The organism is Pseudomonas sp. PS01297 (assembly GCF_029959305.1).
Taxonomy (GTDB): domain Bacteria; phylum Pseudomonadota; class Gammaproteobacteria; order Pseudomonadales; family Pseudomonadaceae; genus Aquipseudomonas; species Aquipseudomonas helleri.
Genome location: NZ_JASCPQ010000048.1, coordinates 20,796 through 38,439, shown reverse-complemented (window position 1 = coordinate 38,439; position 17,644 = coordinate 20,796). Strand labels below are relative to the sequence as shown.

General features: G+C 59.2%; 13 protein-coding genes and 4 tRNA genes. 9 read left to right on the top strand and 8 right to left on the bottom strand.

Translation table 11 applies throughout. The features are described 5' to 3' along the window. Nucleotides 1-39: 39 nt before the first annotated feature. The 4 genes from acnD to QMX84_RS15495 all read right to left on the bottom strand — a co-directional run bounded on the left by acnD (nt 40) and on the right by QMX84_RS15495 (nt 5,682). The gene (gene acnD, locus QMX84_RS15510; protein ID WP_262124313.1) at nt 40-2,631 is read right to left on the bottom strand and encodes a Fe/S-dependent 2-methylisocitrate dehydratase AcnD; all 2,592 of its coding nucleotides are present in this window, start codon (nt 2,629-2,631) and stop codon (nt 40-42) included. Between the two features lie 170 nt (nt 2,632-2,801). Continuing rightward, entirely contained in the window at nt 2,802-3,929 is a 1,128-nt protein-coding gene (prpC, locus tag QMX84_RS15505) for a 2-methylcitrate synthase (protein WP_282364195.1), read from the bottom strand. 146 nt (nt 3,930-4,075) lie between these two features. Continuing rightward, nucleotides 4,076-4,963 carry a methylisocitrate lyase gene (gene prpB / locus QMX84_RS15500; protein WP_048369817.1) on the bottom strand — a complete coding sequence of 296 codons (888 nt, stop codon included), beginning with the start codon at nt 4,961-4,963 and terminating at the stop codon, nt 4,076-4,078. After that, on the bottom strand, nt 4,960-5,682 hold the full coding sequence (locus tag QMX84_RS15495; protein ID WP_123751888.1) for a GntR family transcriptional regulator: 723 nt from the start codon (nt 5,680-5,682) through the stop codon (nt 4,960-4,962). The genes prpB and QMX84_RS15495 overlap by 4 nt, the downstream gene beginning before the upstream one ends. 281 nt (nt 5,683-5,963) lie before the next feature. On the opposite strand from QMX84_RS15495, the gene QMX84_RS15490 reads away from it, so the two are divergent. The 8 genes from QMX84_RS15490 (at nt 5,964) to QMX84_RS15455 (ending at nt 15,718) form a co-directional block, all read left to right on the top strand. Continuing rightward, complete coding sequence (locus QMX84_RS15490; protein ID WP_048369813.1) at nt 5,964-6,500, top strand: ATP-dependent zinc protease; 537 nt, start codon at nt 5,964-5,966, stop codon at nt 6,498-6,500. Between the two features lie 5 nt (nt 6,501-6,505). After that, on the top strand, nt 6,506-8,038 hold the full coding sequence (locus QMX84_RS15485; protein ID WP_282364194.1) for an inactive transglutaminase family protein: 1,533 nt from the start codon (nt 6,506-6,508) through the stop codon (nt 8,036-8,038). Next, nucleotides 8,038-9,021 (top strand): alpha-L-glutamate ligase-like protein, encoded by a 984-nt coding sequence (locus QMX84_RS15480; protein ID WP_153333378.1) that lies wholly within the window; start codon nt 8,038-8,040, stop codon nt 9,019-9,021. The genes QMX84_RS15485 and QMX84_RS15480 overlap by 1 nt, the downstream gene beginning before the upstream one ends. A gap of 328 nt (nt 9,022-9,349) precedes the next feature. Continuing rightward, entirely contained in the window at nt 9,350-10,693 is a 1,344-nt protein-coding gene (pabB, locus tag QMX84_RS15475) for an aminodeoxychorismate synthase component I (RefSeq protein ID WP_262124314.1), read from the top strand. A 69-nt stretch (nt 10,694-10,762) separates the two neighbouring features. Further along, nucleotides 10,763-11,497, top strand: coding sequence for a phosphoadenylyl-sulfate reductase (locus QMX84_RS15470; protein WP_048369806.1), 735 nt, complete (start codon nt 10,763-10,765; stop codon nt 11,495-11,497). A gap of 204 nt (nt 11,498-11,701) precedes the next feature. Continuing rightward, nucleotides 11,702-12,220 carry a sigma-70 family RNA polymerase sigma factor gene (locus QMX84_RS15465; protein WP_282364193.1) on the top strand — a complete coding sequence of 173 codons (519 nt, stop codon included), beginning with the start codon at nt 11,702-11,704 and terminating at the stop codon, nt 12,218-12,220. Then, nucleotides 12,220-13,206, top strand: coding sequence for a FecR family protein (locus tag QMX84_RS15460; protein WP_282364192.1), 987 nt, complete (start codon nt 12,220-12,222; stop codon nt 13,204-13,206). Before QMX84_RS15465 ends, QMX84_RS15460 begins: the two co-directional genes overlap by 1 nt. A 76-nt stretch (nt 13,207-13,282) precedes the next feature. After that, entirely contained in the window at nt 13,283-15,718 is a 2,436-nt protein-coding gene (locus QMX84_RS15455) for a TonB-dependent siderophore receptor (RefSeq protein WP_282364191.1), read from the top strand. Nucleotides 15,719-15,894: 176 nt separating this feature from the next. Here the strand turns inward: QMX84_RS15455 and QMX84_RS15450 are convergent. The 4 genes from QMX84_RS15450 to QMX84_RS15435 form a co-directional block, all read right to left on the bottom strand. Then, a tRNA-Asp gene (locus tag QMX84_RS15450) sits at nt 15,895-15,971 on the bottom strand. Nucleotides 15,972-15,990: 19 nt separating this feature from the next. Continuing rightward, a tRNA-Val gene (locus tag QMX84_RS15445) sits at nt 15,991-16,066 on the bottom strand. 218 nt (nt 16,067-16,284) lie between these two features. Beyond that, nucleotides 16,285-16,361: transfer RNA gene (locus QMX84_RS15440), tRNA-Asp, on the bottom strand. A 19-nt stretch (nt 16,362-16,380) separates the two neighbouring features. Continuing rightward, nucleotides 16,381-16,456: transfer RNA gene (locus QMX84_RS15435), tRNA-Val, on the bottom strand. Nucleotides 16,457-16,617: 161 nt separating this feature from the next. Here QMX84_RS15435 and rdgC point away from each other — a divergent pair. Then, nucleotides 16,618-17,538: a recombination-associated protein RdgC gene (rdgC, locus tag QMX84_RS15430; RefSeq protein WP_262124317.1), complete on the top strand. Its 921-nt coding sequence runs from the start codon at nt 16,618-16,620 to the stop codon at nt 17,536-17,538. Nucleotides 17,539-17,644: the final 106 nt, after the last annotated feature.

Sequence of the window (17,644 nt, the reverse complement as noted above, 5' to 3'; positions counted from 1 at the left end):
AAAGATCGCGAGGCGAGCTCGCTCCTACGGGATGTGTGGTTAAGCGGTTGCCGACTCCAGGAAGTCCTGGGCAAAGCGCTGCAACACGCCGCCCGCTTCGTAGATCGACACTTCTTCAGCCGTGTCCAGGCGGCAAGTCACCGGCACCTCTACACGCTCGCCATTTTTACGGGTAATCACCAGCGTCAGCGTGGCACGCGGGGTGCGTTCGCCGATCACGTCGTAGGTCTCACTGCCGTCGATGTGCAAGGTTTTGCGGTTGGTGCCCGGCATAAACTCCAGCGGCAACACGCCCATGCCCACCAGGTTGGTGCGGTGAATGCGCTCAAACCCTTCGGCGGCAATCGCCTCCACACCCGCCAGGCGTACGCCCTTGGCGGCCCAGTCGCGGGACGAACCCTGACCATAGTCGGCACCGGCAATAATGATCAGCGGCTGCTTGCGCTCCATGTACGTTTCAATCGCTTCCCACATACGCATCACCTGGCCTTCCGGCTCAAGGCGGGTTAACGAACCCTGCTTGACCTTGCCGTCCTCGATGACCATTTCGTTGAACAGTTTCGGGTTGGCAAAGGTCGCACGCTGGGCGGTCAGGTGGTCGCCACGGTGGGTGGCATAGGAGTTGAAGTCGACTTCCGGCAAGCCCATTTTCGCCAGATATTCACCGGCGGCGCTGTCGAGCATGATGGCGTTGGACGGCGACAAGTGGTCGGTGGTGATGTTGTCCGGCAGCACGGCCAACGGGCGCATGCCCTTGAGCGGCCGCGCACCGGCCAGCGCCCCTTCCCAGTACGGCGGGCGGCGGATATAGGTGCTTTGCGGGCGCCAGTCGTACAGCGGCTCGACTTTCGGGCCGGTGTCTTCGTGAATGGCGAACATCGGAATGTACACCTGGCGGAACTGCTCCGGTTTCACCGAGGCCTTGACCACGGCGTCGATTTCTTCGTCAGTCGGCCAGATGTCTTTCAGGCGGATTTCGTTGCCCTGGGCGTCCAGACCCAACACGTCTTTTTCGATGTCAAAACGAATGGTCCCGGCAATCGCATAAGCCACTACCAGCGGCGGCGAGGCCAGGAACGCCTGCTTGGCGTACGGGTGAATGCGCCCGTCAAAGTTGCGGTTCCCCGACAGCACGGCTGTGGCATAGAGATCACGGTCGATGATTTCTTGCTGAATCACCGGGTCCAGCGCCCCGGACATGCCGTTGCAGGTGGTGCAGGCAAACGCCACAACGCCAAAGCCCAGTTGCTCCAGCTCGTCAGTCAGGCCCGCTTCATCCAGGTACAGCGCCACGGTTTTCGAGCCCGGCGCCAGCGACGACTTGACCCACGGTTTGCGGGTCAGCCCCAGTTTATTGGCGTTGCGAGCCAGCAACCCGGCGGCAATCACGTTGCGCGGGTTGCTGGTGTTGGTGCAACTGGTGATCGCAGCGATGATCACTGCGCCATCGGGCATTTGCCCCGGCACTTCATCCCACTGCCCGGCGATGCCTTTGCTCGCCAGATCGCTGGTCGCTACCCGCGCATGCGGGTTGCTTGGGCCGGCCATGTTGCGCACCACCGACGACAAGTCAAAGCTTAGGTTGCGCTCGTACTGCGCACCCTTGAGGCTGTCGGCCCACAGGCCGTTGACCTTGGCGTAGTGCTCCACCAACTGCACTTGCTGGTCTTCGCGGCCAGTCAGTTTGAGGTAATCGATGGTTTGTTGGTCGATGTAGAACATCGCCGCCGTGGCGCCGTATTCCGGGGCCATGTTGGAAATAGTCGCGCGGTCGCCCAAGGTCAGCGCCGCAGCGCCTTCGCCATAGAACTCCAGCCAGGCGCCGACCACTTTTTGCTTGCGCAGGAACTCGGTCAGCGCCAGCACCATGTCGGTGGCGGTGATGCCCGGTTGCAGCTTGCCGGTCAGCTCAACGCCGACGATTTCTGGCAGGCGCATCCACGAGGCTCGACCGAGCATCACGCTTTCGGCTTCGAGGCCGCCGACGCCGATGGCGATTACGCCCAACGAGTCGACGTGCGGGGTGTGGCTGTCGGTGCCGACGCAAGTGTCGGGGAAGGCTACGCCGTCACGCACCTGAATCACCGGAGACATTTTCTCCAGGTTGATCTGGTGCATGATGCCGTTGCCCGGCGGGATCACGTCGACGTTTTTAAAGGCTTTTTTGGTCCACTCGATAAAGTGGAAACGGTCTTCGTTGCGGCGGTCTTCGATGGCGCGGTTCTTTTCAAACGCCTCGGGGTCGTAACCGCCACATTCTACGGCCAGCGAGTGGTCGACAATCAGTTGGGTCGGCACCACCGGGTTGACTTGCGCCGGGTCGCCGCCTTGTTGGGCGATTGCATCACGCAGGCCTGCGAGGTCAACCAGAGCGGTTTGGCCAAGGATGTCATGGCACACCACACGCGCCGGGAACCAGGGAAAATCGAGGTCGCGCTTGCGCTCAATCAATTGGCTCAGGGAGGCATTTAACGTGGCCGGATCGCAACGCCGCACCAGGTTTTCGGCCAGCACGCGCGCGGTATAAGGCAGTGTGTCGTAGGCACCGGGGGTGATCGCATCGACCGCCGCACGGGTGTCGAAGTAATCCAGCCGGGTGCCCGGCAGCGTTTTACGAAATTCAGTATTCATGGTGCGGGACTCGATCACGGTAATGACAAAAAAGAGTGACGGCGTAGCGCTCATGTGGGAGCGGGCTTGCCCGCGAAAGCATCGACACGGTCTTGCGAAAGACCGAGGTAGCCGAATCGCGAGCAAGCCCGCTCCCACTTTTAGTCAACAGCTGCCATCAACTCCCTCATTCAGCGACGCTCGATTGGCACGAACTTGCGCTGTTCAACGCCGATGTACTCGGCGCTTGGACGGATGATGCGGTTGTTGGCGCGCTGTTCGAACACGTGTGCCGCCCAGCCGGTCAGGCGCGAGCAGACAAAGATCGGGGTAAACAGCTTGGTCGGGATGCCCATGAAGTGGTACGCCGAGGCATGGTAGAAGTCGGCGTTGGGGAACAGTTTCTTTTGCTCCCACATGGTTTTGTCGATGGCTTCGGACACCGGGAACAGCACGGTGTCGCCCACTTCTTCAGCCAGCTTTTTCGACCAGCCCTTGATCACCTCGTTACGCGGGTCGCTGTCTTTGTAGATCGCGTGACCAAAGCCCATGATCTTGTCTTTGCGCGCCAGCATGCCGAGGGTGCCCTCGACGGCGTCTTCAGCCGAGGCAAAGCGCTCGATCATTTCCATGGCCGCTTCGTTAGCACCGCCGTGCAGCGGGCCGCGCAGCGAGCCGATGGCCGCAGTGATGCACGAATACAGATCGGACAGCGTCGATGCACAGACACGGGCGGTGAAGGTTGAGGCATTGAACTCGTGTTCGGCATAGAGGATCAGCGACACGTTCATCACTTTGACGTGCAACTCGCTCGGCTTTTTGCCGTGCAGCAGGTGCAGGAAGTGACCGCCAATCGACGCTTCATCGCTCACGCACTCGATGCGCTTGGCGTCGTGGCTGAAGCGGTACCAGTAGCACATGATCGCCGGGAAGGCGGCCAGCAGGCGGTTGGTCTTGTCCAACTGCTCGGAGAAGTCTTTCTCCGGCTCCAAATTGCCCAGAAACGAGCAACCGGTGCGCATCACGTCCATCGGGTGGGCGTCTGCGGGGATGCGTTCCAGCACTTCTTTCAGCGCTTGCGGCAAGTCGCGCAGGGTTTTCAGCTTGGCGGTGTAGTCAGCCATCTGGGGTTTAGTCGGCAGTTCGCCGTACAGCAGCAGGTAAGCCACTTCTTCGAACTGGGCATCGGCTGCCAGTTCACGCACGTCATAACCCCGATAAGTGAGGCCGGCGCCTTCCTGACCGACCGTCGACAGGGCTGTTTGCCCGGCCACCTGGCCACGTAATCCGGCACCGCTCAATACTTTTGCTTCGGCCATTGCGCTCTCCAATCTTGAATTTGTTAGGGATTCGGCAAGTCTTTGTACATACCTCTGTGGGAGCGGGCTTGCTCGCGATTCAGGCAACACGGTTTGCCTGAATCATTGCGCAGAACCCATCGCGAGCAAGCCCGCTCCCACACGTGTTATTTCTTCGCTGCAAACAGCGCGTCGAGCTTCTGCTCAAATTCGTGGTAGTTGATGGCGTCGTACAGTTCCATGCGGGTTTGCATGGTGTCGATCACGTTTTGCTGGGTACCGTCGCGGCGGATGGCGCCGTAGACGTTCTCTGCTGCCTTGTTCATCGCCCGGAACGCCGACAGCGGGTACAGCACCAGCGAGACATCAACGCTAGCCAATTGCTCGGTGGTGTACAGCGGCGTCGCGCCGAACTCGGTGATGTTGGCCAGAATCGGCGCCTTGACCCGGTCGGCAAACAGTTTGTACATCTCAAGCTCGGTGATGGCTTCCGGGAAGACCATGTCGGCACCGGCTTCAACACATGCCGCCGCACGCTCAAGCGCCGACTCCAGGCCCTCGACCGCCAGCGCATCGGTGCGCGCCATGATCACGAAGCTGTCATCGGTACGCGCATCCACCGCGGCTTTAATACGGTCGATCATTTCTTGCTGCGAAACGATCTCTTTGTTCGGGCGATGACCGCAACGCTTGGCGCCGACCTGATCTTCGATATGAATGGCCGCAGCGCCAAACTTGATCATCGACTTGACCGTGCGCGAAACGTTGAAGAACGACGAGCCAAAGCCCGTGTCCACGTCCACCAGCAGCGGCAGGTCACACACGTCAGTGATACGGCGCACGTCCGTCAGCACGTCGTCCAGGCCGGTAATGCCCAGGTCCGGCACGCCCAGCGAACCCGCGGCGACACCGCCACCCGACAGATAAATCGCCTTGAAACCGGCACGCTTGGCCAGCAGTGCGTGGTTGGCGTTGATCGCACCGACGACTTGCAACGGGTGTTCGCTGGCGACTGCATCACGGAAACGCTGGCCTGGACTGTTTTTATTGCTCATGACTCACCTCGTGGAGTGGCTGTCTGCTGGGCGCTGTCTTGGTAGTGACGCGCGATATTGCGTTTGGAAGCGCCGATGTGGCGGCGCATCAACAACTCGGCCAGTTCGCCGTCGCGATCGGCAATGGCATCGAGAATCCGGTGGTGCTCGGCAAACGCCTGGTGCGGGCGGTTGGGGGTGGCGGAAAACTGGATGCGGTACATGCGCACCAGTTGATACAACTCACCGCAGAGCATCTGGGTCAGCGTGCGATTGCCGCTGCCTTGAATAATCTTGTAATGAAAATCAAAGTCGCCTTCTTGCTGGTAGTACCCGACACCCGCCTGAAACGCCTCATCGCGCTCATGGGTTTCGAGCACCTGGCGCAACTCGGCGATATCTTCATCGCTCATGCGCTCGGCTGCCAAACGGCAGGCCATGCCTTCAAGGGACTCGCGGATTTCGTAGAGTTCGATCAGCTCGGCATGGCTCAATGAGACCACGCGGGCGCCGACATGCGGGACGCGCACCAGTAAACGCTGGCCTTCTAGCCGATGAATCGCCTCACGCAAGGGGCCACGGCTGATGCCGTAGGTGCGCGCCAGTTCAGGCTCGGAGATCTTGCTGCCCGGGGCGATTTCGCCTTTGACAATGGCCGCCTGAATGCGTCGAAAGACGTTCTCGGACAAGGTTTCCGAGTCATCCTGGGCAACCAGGGACGGCTCCAGTGCTTGCTGCATATTGTCGACACCTTCGAAATCAATAGCGCCAAAACTAGCCATTTAAGCGCTATCAGTCAAAGGATAAATGCAGATTGTCGACAATCGCCGAATAAGACCTTGGTGTAATCGACATCACTTACCGCCCGCGCAGACGGCGCGAACGCTGGCGCCATAAAACCATCATGTTAGAATGCCCGCCGCATCCGTCCTGCCCCCATCCATCGGGCAGCCGCACGAGGAAACTTGCATCGTTGCCAGTCGCCTTGAACTGAAGATTGCAAGAGATCACGCCTCAATTTATGAAATTCATCACCCTCTTCACCTTTCTATGTCTGCTGTCGCTGCCGGGCCTGAGCCTTGGCGGCGAAAAAACCGTGTACGGCCTGAATGAATACGCCGAACTGGCAGGGATTGACCTGCTGGTTGCAGCCAAACTCGACACCGGCGCCAAAACCGCCTCGCTGAGCGCCCGCGACATCAAACGTTTTAAACGTGATGGTGAAAGCTGGGTGCGCTTTTACCTGGCCATCGACGATGCCCACAGCCACCCCATCGAACGCCCGCTGGCCCGCGTGAGCAAGATCAAACGCCGCTCGGGTGACTACGACCCGCAGGCCGACAAGAACTACACCTCGCGCCCGGTCATCAGCCTGGAAATTTGTATGGGCAAGGCTTTACGCACCATCGAAGTGAACTTGACCGACCGAAGTGCGTTCCAATACCCGCTGTTGATTGGCTCCGAAGCGCTAAAACGCTTTGATGCGCTGGTCGACCCCAGTCTTAAATACGCTGCTGGCAAACCTGCCTGCGTCGCTAACGCTCAAATCGCAGAGTAATTGAAATGCGCGCTCTTACCCTTCACCTGAAAATCTTGATCACCATTCTGTTGGTGTTGGGCATTTCAATTACCGCCTACCAGATTTTCGTCATCGGCATCCCTGTGACCGAAGACGCGACCGACGACCTGTGGAACATCGACGCCAAAGTCGAGTTCGTGGCCAACGCCAAAGATCCGGTCAAGATCCAGATGTTCGTCCCGCCGCTTAACCGCGATTACGTCAGCCTCAATGAGAGCTTTATCTCGAACAACTACGGGGTCAGCGTCAACCGCGTCGACGGCAACCGCAAGGTCACCTGGTCGGCACGCCGGGTCAGCGGCAAGCAAACCCTTTACTACCGCCTGGTCCTGACCAAGCGTTATTCGGGCGACAAAACCAAGGTCAAAGGCCCGGTGTTCCGCGACAGCATCGCCGTCGACGGCCCGGAAAAAATCGCCGCCGAAGCCCTGCTCGCGCCGATTCGCCAGCACTCTGCCGACGTCGAAACCTTTATCAGCGAAACCATCAAGCGGGTGAACAACCTCAATGATGACAACGTCAAATTGCTGCTGGCGGGCGACCCGTCGACCCCGCACAAAGCCCAGATCATTGAGTTGCTGCTGTCGATTGCCCACGTCCCGATGGAGCGCGTGCACACCATCCGCCTGGTCGCCGATCAACCGCAAAACCCGGAGCTGTGGCTGCGCAGCTTCAACGGCAACGACTGGCTGTACTTCAACCCGGAAACTGGCGAGCAAGGCCTGCCGTCTGACCGCCTGCTCTGGTGGATCGGCGACGAGCCGCTGGTGACGATGGATGGCGGCAAAAAAGCCAACGTGACGTTCAGCCTCAACAACAGCGAAATGAACGCCATTCGCCTGGCCAAACTGACCGACGAGAACACCGACGCCAACTTCCTCGAGTACTCGCTGTACGGCTTGCCGCTGCAAACCCAGCAGACCTTCATGATCATGGTGATGATCCCGATTGGCGTACTGGTGATTCTGGTGTTGCGCAACCTGATCGGCCTGCAAACCCTCGGCACCTTTACCCCGGTACTGATCGCCCTGGCGTTCCGCGAAACCCAACTGGAGTTCGGCATCATCCTGTTTACGGTGATAACGGCGCTCGGGTTAATGCTGCGCTCCTATCTGGAACATCTGAAGTTGCAAATGCTCCCCAGGTTGTCGGTGGTGCTGACGTTCGTGGTGATCCTGATCGCCGCCATCAGCCTGTTCAGCCACAAACTGGGCCTTGAACGCGGGCTGTCGGTGGCACTGTTCCCGATGGTGATTTTGACCATGACCATCGAGCGCCTGTCGATCACCTGGGAAGAGCGTGGCGGCGGCCATGCGATGAAAGTCGCCATCGGCACCCTGTTCGCCGCCACCTTGGCCTACCTGGTGATGAGCGTGCCTGAGCTGGTGTACTTCGTGTTCACCTTCCCGGCCGTGCTGCTGATTCTGGTGGCCTTCATGCTGGCCATGGGTCGCTATCGCGGCTACCGCCTGACCGAACTGGTGCGTTTCAAAGCGTTCTTGAAGGCTGACTCCTGATGTTTGGCTTCTGGAAGACCTGGAAGGCCCTGGAAGCCAAGGGCATCATGGGCATCAATCGGCGCAATGCGGACTACGTACTCAAGTACAACAAACGCAGCCTGTACCCGATTGTGGATGACAAGATCATCACCAAAGAGCGCGCCATTGCCGCCGGCATTGATGTGCCGGAGTTGTACGGGGTGATCTCCACCGAGAAAGAAATCGAGAAACTCGATGACATCATCGGTGGCCGCTCGGACTTCGTGATCAAGCCCGCACAAGGCGCGGGCGGCGATGGCATTTTGGTGATTGCTGACCGCTTCGAAGACCGCTTTCGTACCGTGTCAGGCAAGATCATCAGCCACGAAGAAATCGAACATCAGATTTCCAGCATCCTCACCGGCCTGTATTCGCTGGGCGGGCACCGTGACCGGGCACTGATCGAGTACCGCGTCACGCCTGACCAGATCTTCAAAAGCATCAGCTATGAAGGCGTGCCGGACATTCGCATCATTGTGCTGATGGGCTACCCGGTAATGGCCATGCTGCGCTTGCCGACCCGCCAATCGGGCGGCAAGGCCAACCTGCACCAGGGCGCCATCGGTGTGGGTGTCGACCTGGCAACCGGCCTGACCCTGCGCGGCACGTGGCTGAACAGCATCATCAGCAAACACCCGGATACCACCAATGCGGTGGACGGTGTGCAACTGCCCAACTGGGACGGCTTTATGAAGCTGGCCGCCGGTTGCTATGAGCTGTGCGGCCTGGGCTATATCGGCGTCGACATGGTGCTGGACCAAGACAAAGGCCCGTTGATTCTGGAACTCAATGCCCGCCCGGGCCTGAACATCCAGATCGCCAACAACTGCGGCCTGACCCTGCGCACCCACGCCGTGGAAGCCCACCTCGCCGAACTGGCAGAAAAAGGCATTCAAGAGACACCCGAAGAGCGCGTGCGCTTTACCCAAGAGCTGTTCGGGCATATCCATCAGAGCGAATAACCTGTAGGAGGGGCCGCCCCGTCTTCGACGCCGCGCTGTCGCGCAGCAAACAGGACAGCGAGTATCTTCAGCATCCCCCAATCGGTTCCCTCTCCTTCGGGAGAGGGCTAGGGTGAGGGGGCTTTGGCTTTTATGTACATATCCATTGCTGCGGCAACGGCCACTTAGGGTTCCGGCCTTACGCCGCGTTACTTTGAAAATCAAGATCAAAAGCCAGATCAAGATCAAAAGATCGCGAGACAAGCTCGCTCCTACAACGGCCACATAGCCTTGACGTCCTACACGAGACTACAATCAGCACCCCGCTCCGTTGGCTGATTGGCGTCGCATGTTGACCTGTTCTGTACACCCCCTGCCCTACCACCCCAACCCTGCCGTTTATTTTGCGGCGATTCGCCATGCCCCTGGCGCTGTCTTGCTGGACAGCGGCCGCCCCGTCGCAGAGCGCGGGCGCTATGACCTGCTGAGCGCCTGGCCAGTCGATGAGTTGAGCGTGCGGGTGGATGAATCAGGGCGCGGGTTTCTGCAACGTCTGCGTGATGCGCTAAAACAACTGGGCGACGCTGAACTGCCAGCGCCCTATGAGCTGCCTTTTGTCGGCGGGCTCATCGGCTACCTGAGCTATGACTTCGGCCGCCAGCTTGAACACTTGCCCGCCCAGTCGCTCAACGACCTGCATTTACCCGATGCGCGGCTCGGGCTGTATGCCTGGGCGCTGGTCAGCGACCACCAGGCGGCGATCAGCCAACTGGTGTTTCACCCCAGCCTGTCGGTGGCCGAGCGCGAGCGCTTGATTGAGCTGTTCGCTCAGCCCGCGCAGAGCGAGCCTGGCACGTTCTCGCTCAAACACCCCATGCAGCCCGACATCAGCGCTGAGTTTTACCAACACGCCCTGCAAAAAATCCAGCACTACATTCAGGCAGGCGACTGCTATCAGGTCAATTACACCCAGCGTTTCAGCGCCCCCTGCGAGGGCGACCCGTGGGCCGCCTATTGCGCCTTGCGTGAAGCATGCCCGACGCCGTTTTCTGGCTTTGTCAGCCTGCCCGAAGACACTGCCATCCTCAGCCTGTCGCCCGAGCGCTTTGTGCATGTCAGCCAGAATCAGGTCGAAACCCGGCCGATCAAAGGCACGCGCCCTCGGGGTCAAAATCCGGCAGAAGATGCCGCCAACGCCGCCGAGCTGCTGGCCAGCACCAAGGACCGGGCGGAAAACCTGATGATCGTCGACTTGTTGCGCAATGACCTGGGCCGCACCTGCCGCACCGGCTCGGTGAGCGTGCCGCAATTGATCGCCCTCGAAAGCTACCCCAACGTTCACCATCTGGTGAGCAGCGTTGTCGGTGAATTGGCGCCGGGCAAAGACGCGCTGGACCTGATCGGTGACAGCTTCCCCGGCGGCTCAATTACCGGCGCGCCTAAAATCCGTGCCATGCAGATCATTGATGAGCTGGAACCCACGCGGCGCAGTATTTACTGCGGCTCGCTGCTGTACCTGGATGTGCGCGGGGAAATGGACAGTTCAATCGCCATTCGCAGCCTGCTGGTCAAAGACGGCCGGGTGAATTGCTGGGGCGGCGGCGGGATCGTTGCCGACTCTGACTGGCACGATGAATATCAAGAATCGATCACCAAGGTGAAGGTGCTGCTCGACACGCTGCAAACCCTGTAGCGCGCGGTTTTTGCTACCATCCGCCCCACTAGAGAGCGCCCAGCGCCATTCACCGTAGGAAACCGCCTGATGAGCCATCCGTTCGACGTTGCGCAAACAGCCGCGACATACGCCAGCAAGTCCCCGCAGGACATTCTCAAACTCGCCTTTGAACATTTTGGCGACGAACTCTGGATCTCGTTCAGCGGCGCCGAAGACGTGGTGCTGGTGGACATGGCCTGGAAGCTCAACAAGAACGTCAAAGTGTTCAGCCTCGACACCGGGCGCCTGCACCCCGAGACCTATCGCTTTATTGAACAAGTGCGCGATCACTACAAGATCCAGATCGAACTGATCTCGCCGGACCAGACCAAGCTGGAACCGTTCGTCAAAGAAAAAGGCTTGTTCAGCTTTTACAAAGACGGCCACGGCGAGTGCTGCGGCGTGCGCAAAATCGAACCCCTGCGCCGCAAACTGTCGACTGTCAAAGCCTGGGCGACCGGCCAGCGCCGTGACCAAAGCCCTGGCACCCGCAGCCAGGTCGCGGCACTGGAAATCGACGGTGCATTCTCGACGCCAGAGCGCCCGCTGTACAAATTCAACCCGCTGGCGCAAATGACCAGCGAGGAAGTCTGGGGTTACATCCGCATGCTTGAGCTGCCGTACAACAGCCTGCATGAGCGCGGCTACATCAGCATTGGCTGCGAGCCTTGCACCCGCCCGGTCCTGCCAAACCAGCACGAACGCGAAGGCCGCTGGTGGTGGGAAGAAGCGACGCAAAAGGAATGCGGTCTGCACGCCGGCAACCTGATCGCCAAGCACTAAACACCCCACCTGTAGTCGCTACCGAAGAATGAGGCTGCGATGGGTCGCGAAGCGCCCCAAACGGCGGTCCTGCGGCCCGCATCGCAGCCTCGTACCTCGTCAGCGGCTACAGTGATTGAGTTGCACTTTTTCGCCCACTTGCGTTTACCCCGAACTTACGTTCAGAATTAGCAATAATTCTCAATAACGTTTGAGTAATATTCTATGTCTTCGGGTGAACCTCCGTTCCAGGCCGCGATTTCAAACCTGTACTGCGAACATCACGGCTGGCTGTTTGGCTGGCTGCGCCGAAAACTCGGCTGTGCGCACAATGCTGCCGATCTGGCTCAGGACACCTTCGCCCGAATTCTCAATGCCCGTGAGTCGGTGGCCTCCCTGCGCGAGCCGCGAGCGTTTCTGAGCACCACCGCCCGTCGGCTGATCATCGATCAAGTGCGCCGCAAACACATCGAAAACGCTTACCTGCAAGAGCTGGCCCTGACCGCCGAGGCACTGGAAGGCTTTCAGTCTCCCGAACACATCCTCAGCACCCTTGAAGCCCTTGAACACATCGCCTTTATGCTCGAAGGTCTGCACGACAACGTCCGCCAGGCGTTTGTCCTGTATTACCTCGACGGCCTGACCCAAAGCGAGATCGCCCGCCAGCTGGGGTTATCCGACCGCACTGTGCGCAAATACCTGATTCAAGCCTTGCTGCACTGCAGCCACAGCCTGGACACCTGATGCCAGCGCCCCGCCAGATCATTGATGAGCAAGCGGCCGAGTGGATGCTGCGCCTGCACGAAGAAGGCTTCAGCGACGCGGCGCGTCTTGAGTTCGAGTGCTGGAAACAGCAGAGCCCGCAACATGCCGCCGCCGCCCAGCGCATGCAAGACGCCATCAGCCGCCTGCAATCGCTGCGCGAACAGGCGACCCCGGCAAAGGCCGCGCTGAATGCAGCCTTTACCGGGCGTAAACCCACGGCCCCGCGCAAGCACATACTGCGTGTTGTGCTGATTGCTGCATGCTTGGCCTTGCCCGTGACCCTGACGTTAAAAAGCCAGTACCCCGAACGCTGGCTGGCCGATATCAGCACCGGGCCCAACGACTGGAAGACGCTGCACCTGGCGGACGACTCCACCCTCACCCTCAGCGGTGCCAGCGCCGTCAACGTGCACTTCAATAGCACAGAGCGACGGATCGAATTGCTCCAGGGCGAAATTCTGGTCGAGGTGGCGCATGACCGTTCACGGCCCTTTATCGTGCAGACCGCGCAGGGCACCATGCGCGCCCTGGGCACCCGTTTTGTGGTCAATCATCTGGCAGACACTACTGTGCTGAGCATGCTGCAGTCGCGGGTGGCGGCGCAAAGTGCCAACGAGCAACAAACCCTGGAAGTGGGCGCCGGCTCAAAGGCGTTGATCAGCCGCGACGCGGTAAAACTGTCTGGCACGGTAGACCCCGCCAGCATCAATGAAGCCTGGCGCCGCCATCAGTTGGTGGTCGAAAACCAGCCGCTGGATCAGGTGCTGGATGAGATAGCGCGCCATCGCCGCGGCCATCTGCAGTTTGATCGCAACGCTCTGGCCGACTTGCGCGTGACGGCCGTGCTGCCGCTGGATGACACCGACCGGGCGCTGCAATTGATCGCCGACACCCTGCCGTTGAGCATCAAAACCTATACCCCGTGGCTGATTGTGATCAGCCAGTTGCCGCCGCCTAAAAAATAATAATTCGCATTCGTTCCGCTTTTTCAGCGTCAGCCGTCAAGGAAGGTATACAGACCCATAAAGGATTGCGCTCTCCATGCTGACCTCCTCCCTTAACCGCGGGCGTTTTCGCCCTCAGGCCTGCAAGCCGCTGACACTGGCCATTCATTTGATTGTAGCGTCGGCGGCCGGCGTGTTGAGCACCTCGATCGCCCAGGCGCAAACGGCCGGGCAGACTTACGATATTCCTGCCGGACCGCTGAGCAGCGCCTTGAATCGCTTCGCGCAACAGGCGGGCGTGGCGATCATTTTTCAATCGCACAACCTTGAAGGGCTGACCACACCCGGTCTGCATGGGGTCTACAACGAACAAAGCGGCTTTGAAACACTGCTGCACGGCAGCGGCTACACCGTGGTCAAAAGCACTAACGGTTACATGCTTGACGCCTTGCCTGCGGCAGGTAGTGCGCTGGAATTGGGCGCAACCCAGGTCAGCGCCAACCAGTTGGGCACCATCACTGAAGGCTCCGGTTCCTACACCCCCGGCAGCATCGCCACTGCCACGCGCATGGTGCTGACACCCCGCGAAACCCCGCAGTCGATTTCGGTCGTCACACGCCAGGCAATGGACGATTTTGGCCTCACCTCGATTGATGACGTGATGCGCCATACCCCGGGCATCACCGTGGCCACCTACGACAGCGACCGCACCAGCTATTACTCGCGCGGCTTTGCGATCAAGAACTTCCAATACGATGGCATCCCGATCCTGCAAGACCCGCAATACTCCGCCGGGCACACCCTCACCGACACCGCGATTTACGACCGGGTAGAGATCCTCAAGGGCGCAACGGGCTTGCTCACTGGCGCTGGCGGCCCCGGCGGTACCATCAACATGGTGCGTAAAAAACCCACCCGCGAGTTCAAGGCCCACATCGATGTCGGCGCCGGTTCGTGGGACAACTACCGCTCGGAAATCGACGTCAGCGGGCCACTCACCGAAAGCGGCAATGTGCGGGGCCGGGCCGTGGCGGCCTACCAGGACAAACACTCGTTCATGGACCACTACAAACGCGACAGCGAGGTCTATTACGGGATTCTTGAGATTGACTTGGACCCCGATACCCTGCTCACCCTCGGCGCCGATTATCAGGACAACAATCCAAAAGGCTCCAGTTGGTCGGGCAGCGCCTCATTATTCAACTCCGCCGGTGAGCGCATCAGCACGCCGCGCTCGTTCAACAACGGCGCCAAGTGGAGCAGCTGGAAGCAATACACGCGCACCGCGTTCGCCACCCTCGAACACAGTTTTGATAACGGCTGGGTCGCCAAAGCCCAGTACAACCACCAGATCAACGGCTATAACGCCCCGCTGGGCGCCTTGCTGTTCCCCAACGTAGAAACCGGCGAAGCACGGCTGCTGGCGCGCAAATACACCGGCGAATACGTCAGCGACAGCGGCGATATTTACGCCACCGGCCCGTTCGAGTTCTTGGGCCGCGAGCATGAACTGGTGGTTGGCGGCTCGGTATCGCGCTCGCACTGGACCGGCAACGACTACACCAGCGCCATTCAGTTTAAAAGCATGTACGACTACTACAACTGGAAAGGCGATGCGTATGAGCCGGACTGGGGCAACGTGACCTCACGAAACGACGAAACCACCCGTCAGACCGGCACCTACATCACTGGCCGTTTCAGCCTTACCGATGACCTGACCTTGATGCTCGGCACCCGCGTGGCCGACTACACCCTCACCGGCACCAGCCAGGCCAAGGACACGGGCAAGGTGTTGCCGTATGCGGGGTTGATTTACGACATCAATCAAAACATCTCGGCCTACGCCAGCTACACCGAAATCTTCTTGCCGCAGTCGTATTACCGCAACCGCGACAACAAAATGCTTGAGCCCGATGAAGGCACCAACTACGAGATCGGTTTGAAGGGCGAGTTCTTCGACGGACGCCTGAATTCAAGCCTGGCCTACTTCGAAGTGCACCAGGACAACCGCCCGGAAGACGACACCGCGTACAACGCGAACCCGACCAACCCGGACATCGAGTACGCCTACAAGGGCATCAAGGCCACGACCAAAGGTTATGAAGCAGAGATCTCGGGCGAACTGCTGCCCGGCTGGCAACTGCAAGCGGGCTACACGCACAAGGTCAGCCGCGAAAAAGGCGGCAAGAAGGTGTCTACCTGGGAGCCCGAAGACCAGATCAACCTGTACACCAGCTACAAGCTGACCGGCGATTGGGACAAACTCACCCTGGGCGGTGGCGTACGCTGGCAAGGCACGGGCTGGCAAATGCTGACCAACTGGAACAAGGGCGGCACCGTAGAGAAGTTTTCCCAAGACCCGTACTGGCTGGTGGACCTGATGGCGCGCTATCAGATCAGCAAAAACCTCTCGGCCACGGTCAACCTGAACAACGTGTTCGACAAGTCGTATTACACCAACATCGGCTTCTACAACTCGTCGTATTACGGTGATCCGCGCAACGTGATGGTGAGCACGCGCTGGGATTTCTAAAGCGCCTGTGCAGTAAACCTGTAGGAGCGAGCTTGTCTCGCGATCTTTTGAGTTTTAAAAGATCGCGAGGCAAGCTCGCTCCTACAGCCACATACAAAACACACGCACACAAAAAAGCCCGCACTAGGCGGGCTTTCTGTGGATCACAAGCGTTCAAGGGGCTTGTGTTCCTAATATGGCGCAGCGGACGGGACTCGAACCCGCGACCCCCGGCGTGACAGGCCGGTATTCTAACCGACTGAACTACCGCTGCGCGTAACACTGAAAGCGAATGGTGGGTGATGACGGGATCGAACCGCCGACCCTCTGCTTGTAAGGCAGATGCTCTCCCAGCTGAGCTAATCACCCTTTCACTTCACTCTCATTGCGGGGCGCATTCTCTCACACTTTTTGTGTAAGTGGTTGTTTTTATTCAAGTTTTTTTCAAAACCGTTTAAAAGCTACCGTTTCCAACGCCCTGCATCTTTGATTCAACAGCCAGCTGCTGAACCGAAGCCTTCAGGAAAAGCCTGCATTCAGCGGACCTTCCCAACCACAAGCGTTCAAGGGGCTTGTGGTACAAAAAATGGCGCAGCGGACGGGACTCGAACCCGCGACCCCCGGCGTGACAGGCCGGTATTCTAACCGACTGAACTACCGCTGCGCGTAACACTGTGAGCGAATGGTGGGTGATGACGGGATCGAACCGCCGACCCTCTGCTTGTAAGGCAGATGCTCTCCCAGCTGAGCTAATCACCCTTTCACTCTCGGTGTGGCGCGCATTCTACGGAGCGACCTATAGTCTGGCAAGCACTTTTTAAAATAATTTTCTTATGCACGACAAAGGCTTAGCGCAGGGTTGGCCTATTAAGGCTATCAAGCGAATAATGCCCTCTTTGTATAAAGGAGTGATTCACCCCATGTGGTTCAAAAACCTGCTTATCTATCGCCTGACCCAAGATCTGCCTTTTGATGTGCAGGTGCTGGAAACGGCACTGGCCACCAAACCGGCCCGCCCGTGTGCAAGCCAGGAATTAGCCACCTACGGTTTCGTCGCCCCTTTCGGCAAAGGCGAAGACGCACCGCTGGTTCACGCCAGCCAGGACTTCCTGCTGATTGCCGCCCGTAAAGAAGAACGCATCCTGCCAGGCAGCGTTGTGCGTGATGCATTAAAGGAGAAGGTCGAAGAGATCGAAGCCGAGCAAATGCGCAAGGTCTATAAGAAGGAGCGTGACCAGCTCAAGGATGAAATCATCCAGGCCTTCTTGCCGCGTGCCTTTATTCGCCGTTCGGCCACCTTTGCCGCCATCGCGCCAAAACAAGGCCTGATATTGGTCAACGCCTCCAGCCCTAAACGCGCCGAAGACTTGCTGTCCACCCTGCGTGAAGTGATCGGCTCGCTGCCGGTTCGCCCGCTGGGCGTAAAAGTCGCGCCAAGCGCCACCATGACCGAATGGGTCAAAACCCAAAAAGCGGCCGACAACTTCTTTGTGCTGGACGAGTGCGAGCTGCGCGACACCCACGAAGACGGCGGGATTATCCGCTGCAAGCGTCAGGACCTGACCAGCGATGAAATCCAGTTGCACTTGAGCACTGGCAAAGTCGTGACCCAACTGTCGCTGGCCTGGCAAGACAAGCTGTCGTTTGTGCTGGACGACAAACTGGTGGTTAAACGCCTGAAGTTTGAAGACCTGCTGCAAGACGAAGCCGAACAGAACGGCGGTGACGACGACCTTGGCCAACAAGACGCCAGCTTCACCCTGATGATGCTGACCTTTGGCGAGTTCTTGCCACAGTTGTTTGAAGCGCTGGGCGGCGAAGAAATCCCACAAGGGATTTAACCCTGACGCCCGTGGGAGCGGGCTTGCTCGCGATTGGATCGACTCGTACATCAAATTGACCGAGTGGCTTGCACCGCGAGCAAGCCCGCTCCCACAAAAGCCTGAC

What these genes read in the sequence shown, in the direction of transcription:
- acnD (WP_262124313.1), bottom strand. Translation starts at nt 2,631, where the DNA reads ATGAATACTGAATTTCGTAAAACGCTGCCGGGCACCCGGCTGGATTAC.
- prpC (WP_282364195.1), bottom strand. Translation starts at nt 3,929, where the DNA reads ATGGCCGAAGCAAAAGTATTGAGCGGTGCCGGATTACGTGGCCAGGTG.
- prpB (WP_048369817.1), bottom strand. Translation starts at nt 4,963, where the DNA reads ATGAGCAATAAAAACAGTCCAGGCCAGCGTTTCCGTGATGCAGTCGCC.
- QMX84_RS15495 (WP_123751888.1), bottom strand. Translation starts at nt 5,682, where the DNA reads ATGCAGCAAGCACTGGAGCCGTCCCTGGTTGCCCAGGATGACTCGGAA.
- QMX84_RS15490 (WP_048369813.1), top strand. Translation starts at nt 5,964, where the DNA reads ATGAAATTCATCACCCTCTTCACCTTTCTATGTCTGCTGTCGCTGCCG.
- QMX84_RS15485 (WP_282364194.1), top strand. Translation starts at nt 6,506, where the DNA reads ATGCGCGCTCTTACCCTTCACCTGAAAATCTTGATCACCATTCTGTTG.
- QMX84_RS15480 (WP_153333378.1), top strand. Translation starts at nt 8,038, where the DNA reads ATGTTTGGCTTCTGGAAGACCTGGAAGGCCCTGGAAGCCAAGGGCATC.
- pabB (WP_262124314.1), top strand. Translation starts at nt 9,350, where the DNA reads ATGTTGACCTGTTCTGTACACCCCCTGCCCTACCACCCCAACCCTGCC.
- QMX84_RS15470 (WP_048369806.1), top strand. Translation starts at nt 10,763, where the DNA reads ATGAGCCATCCGTTCGACGTTGCGCAAACAGCCGCGACATACGCCAGC.
- QMX84_RS15465 (WP_282364193.1), top strand. Translation starts at nt 11,702, where the DNA reads ATGTCTTCGGGTGAACCTCCGTTCCAGGCCGCGATTTCAAACCTGTAC.
- QMX84_RS15460 (WP_282364192.1), top strand. Translation starts at nt 12,220, where the DNA reads ATGCCAGCGCCCCGCCAGATCATTGATGAGCAAGCGGCCGAGTGGATG.
- QMX84_RS15455 (WP_282364191.1), top strand. Translation starts at nt 13,283, where the DNA reads ATGCTGACCTCCTCCCTTAACCGCGGGCGTTTTCGCCCTCAGGCCTGC.
- rdgC (WP_262124317.1), top strand. Translation starts at nt 16,618, where the DNA reads ATGTGGTTCAAAAACCTGCTTATCTATCGCCTGACCCAAGATCTGCCT.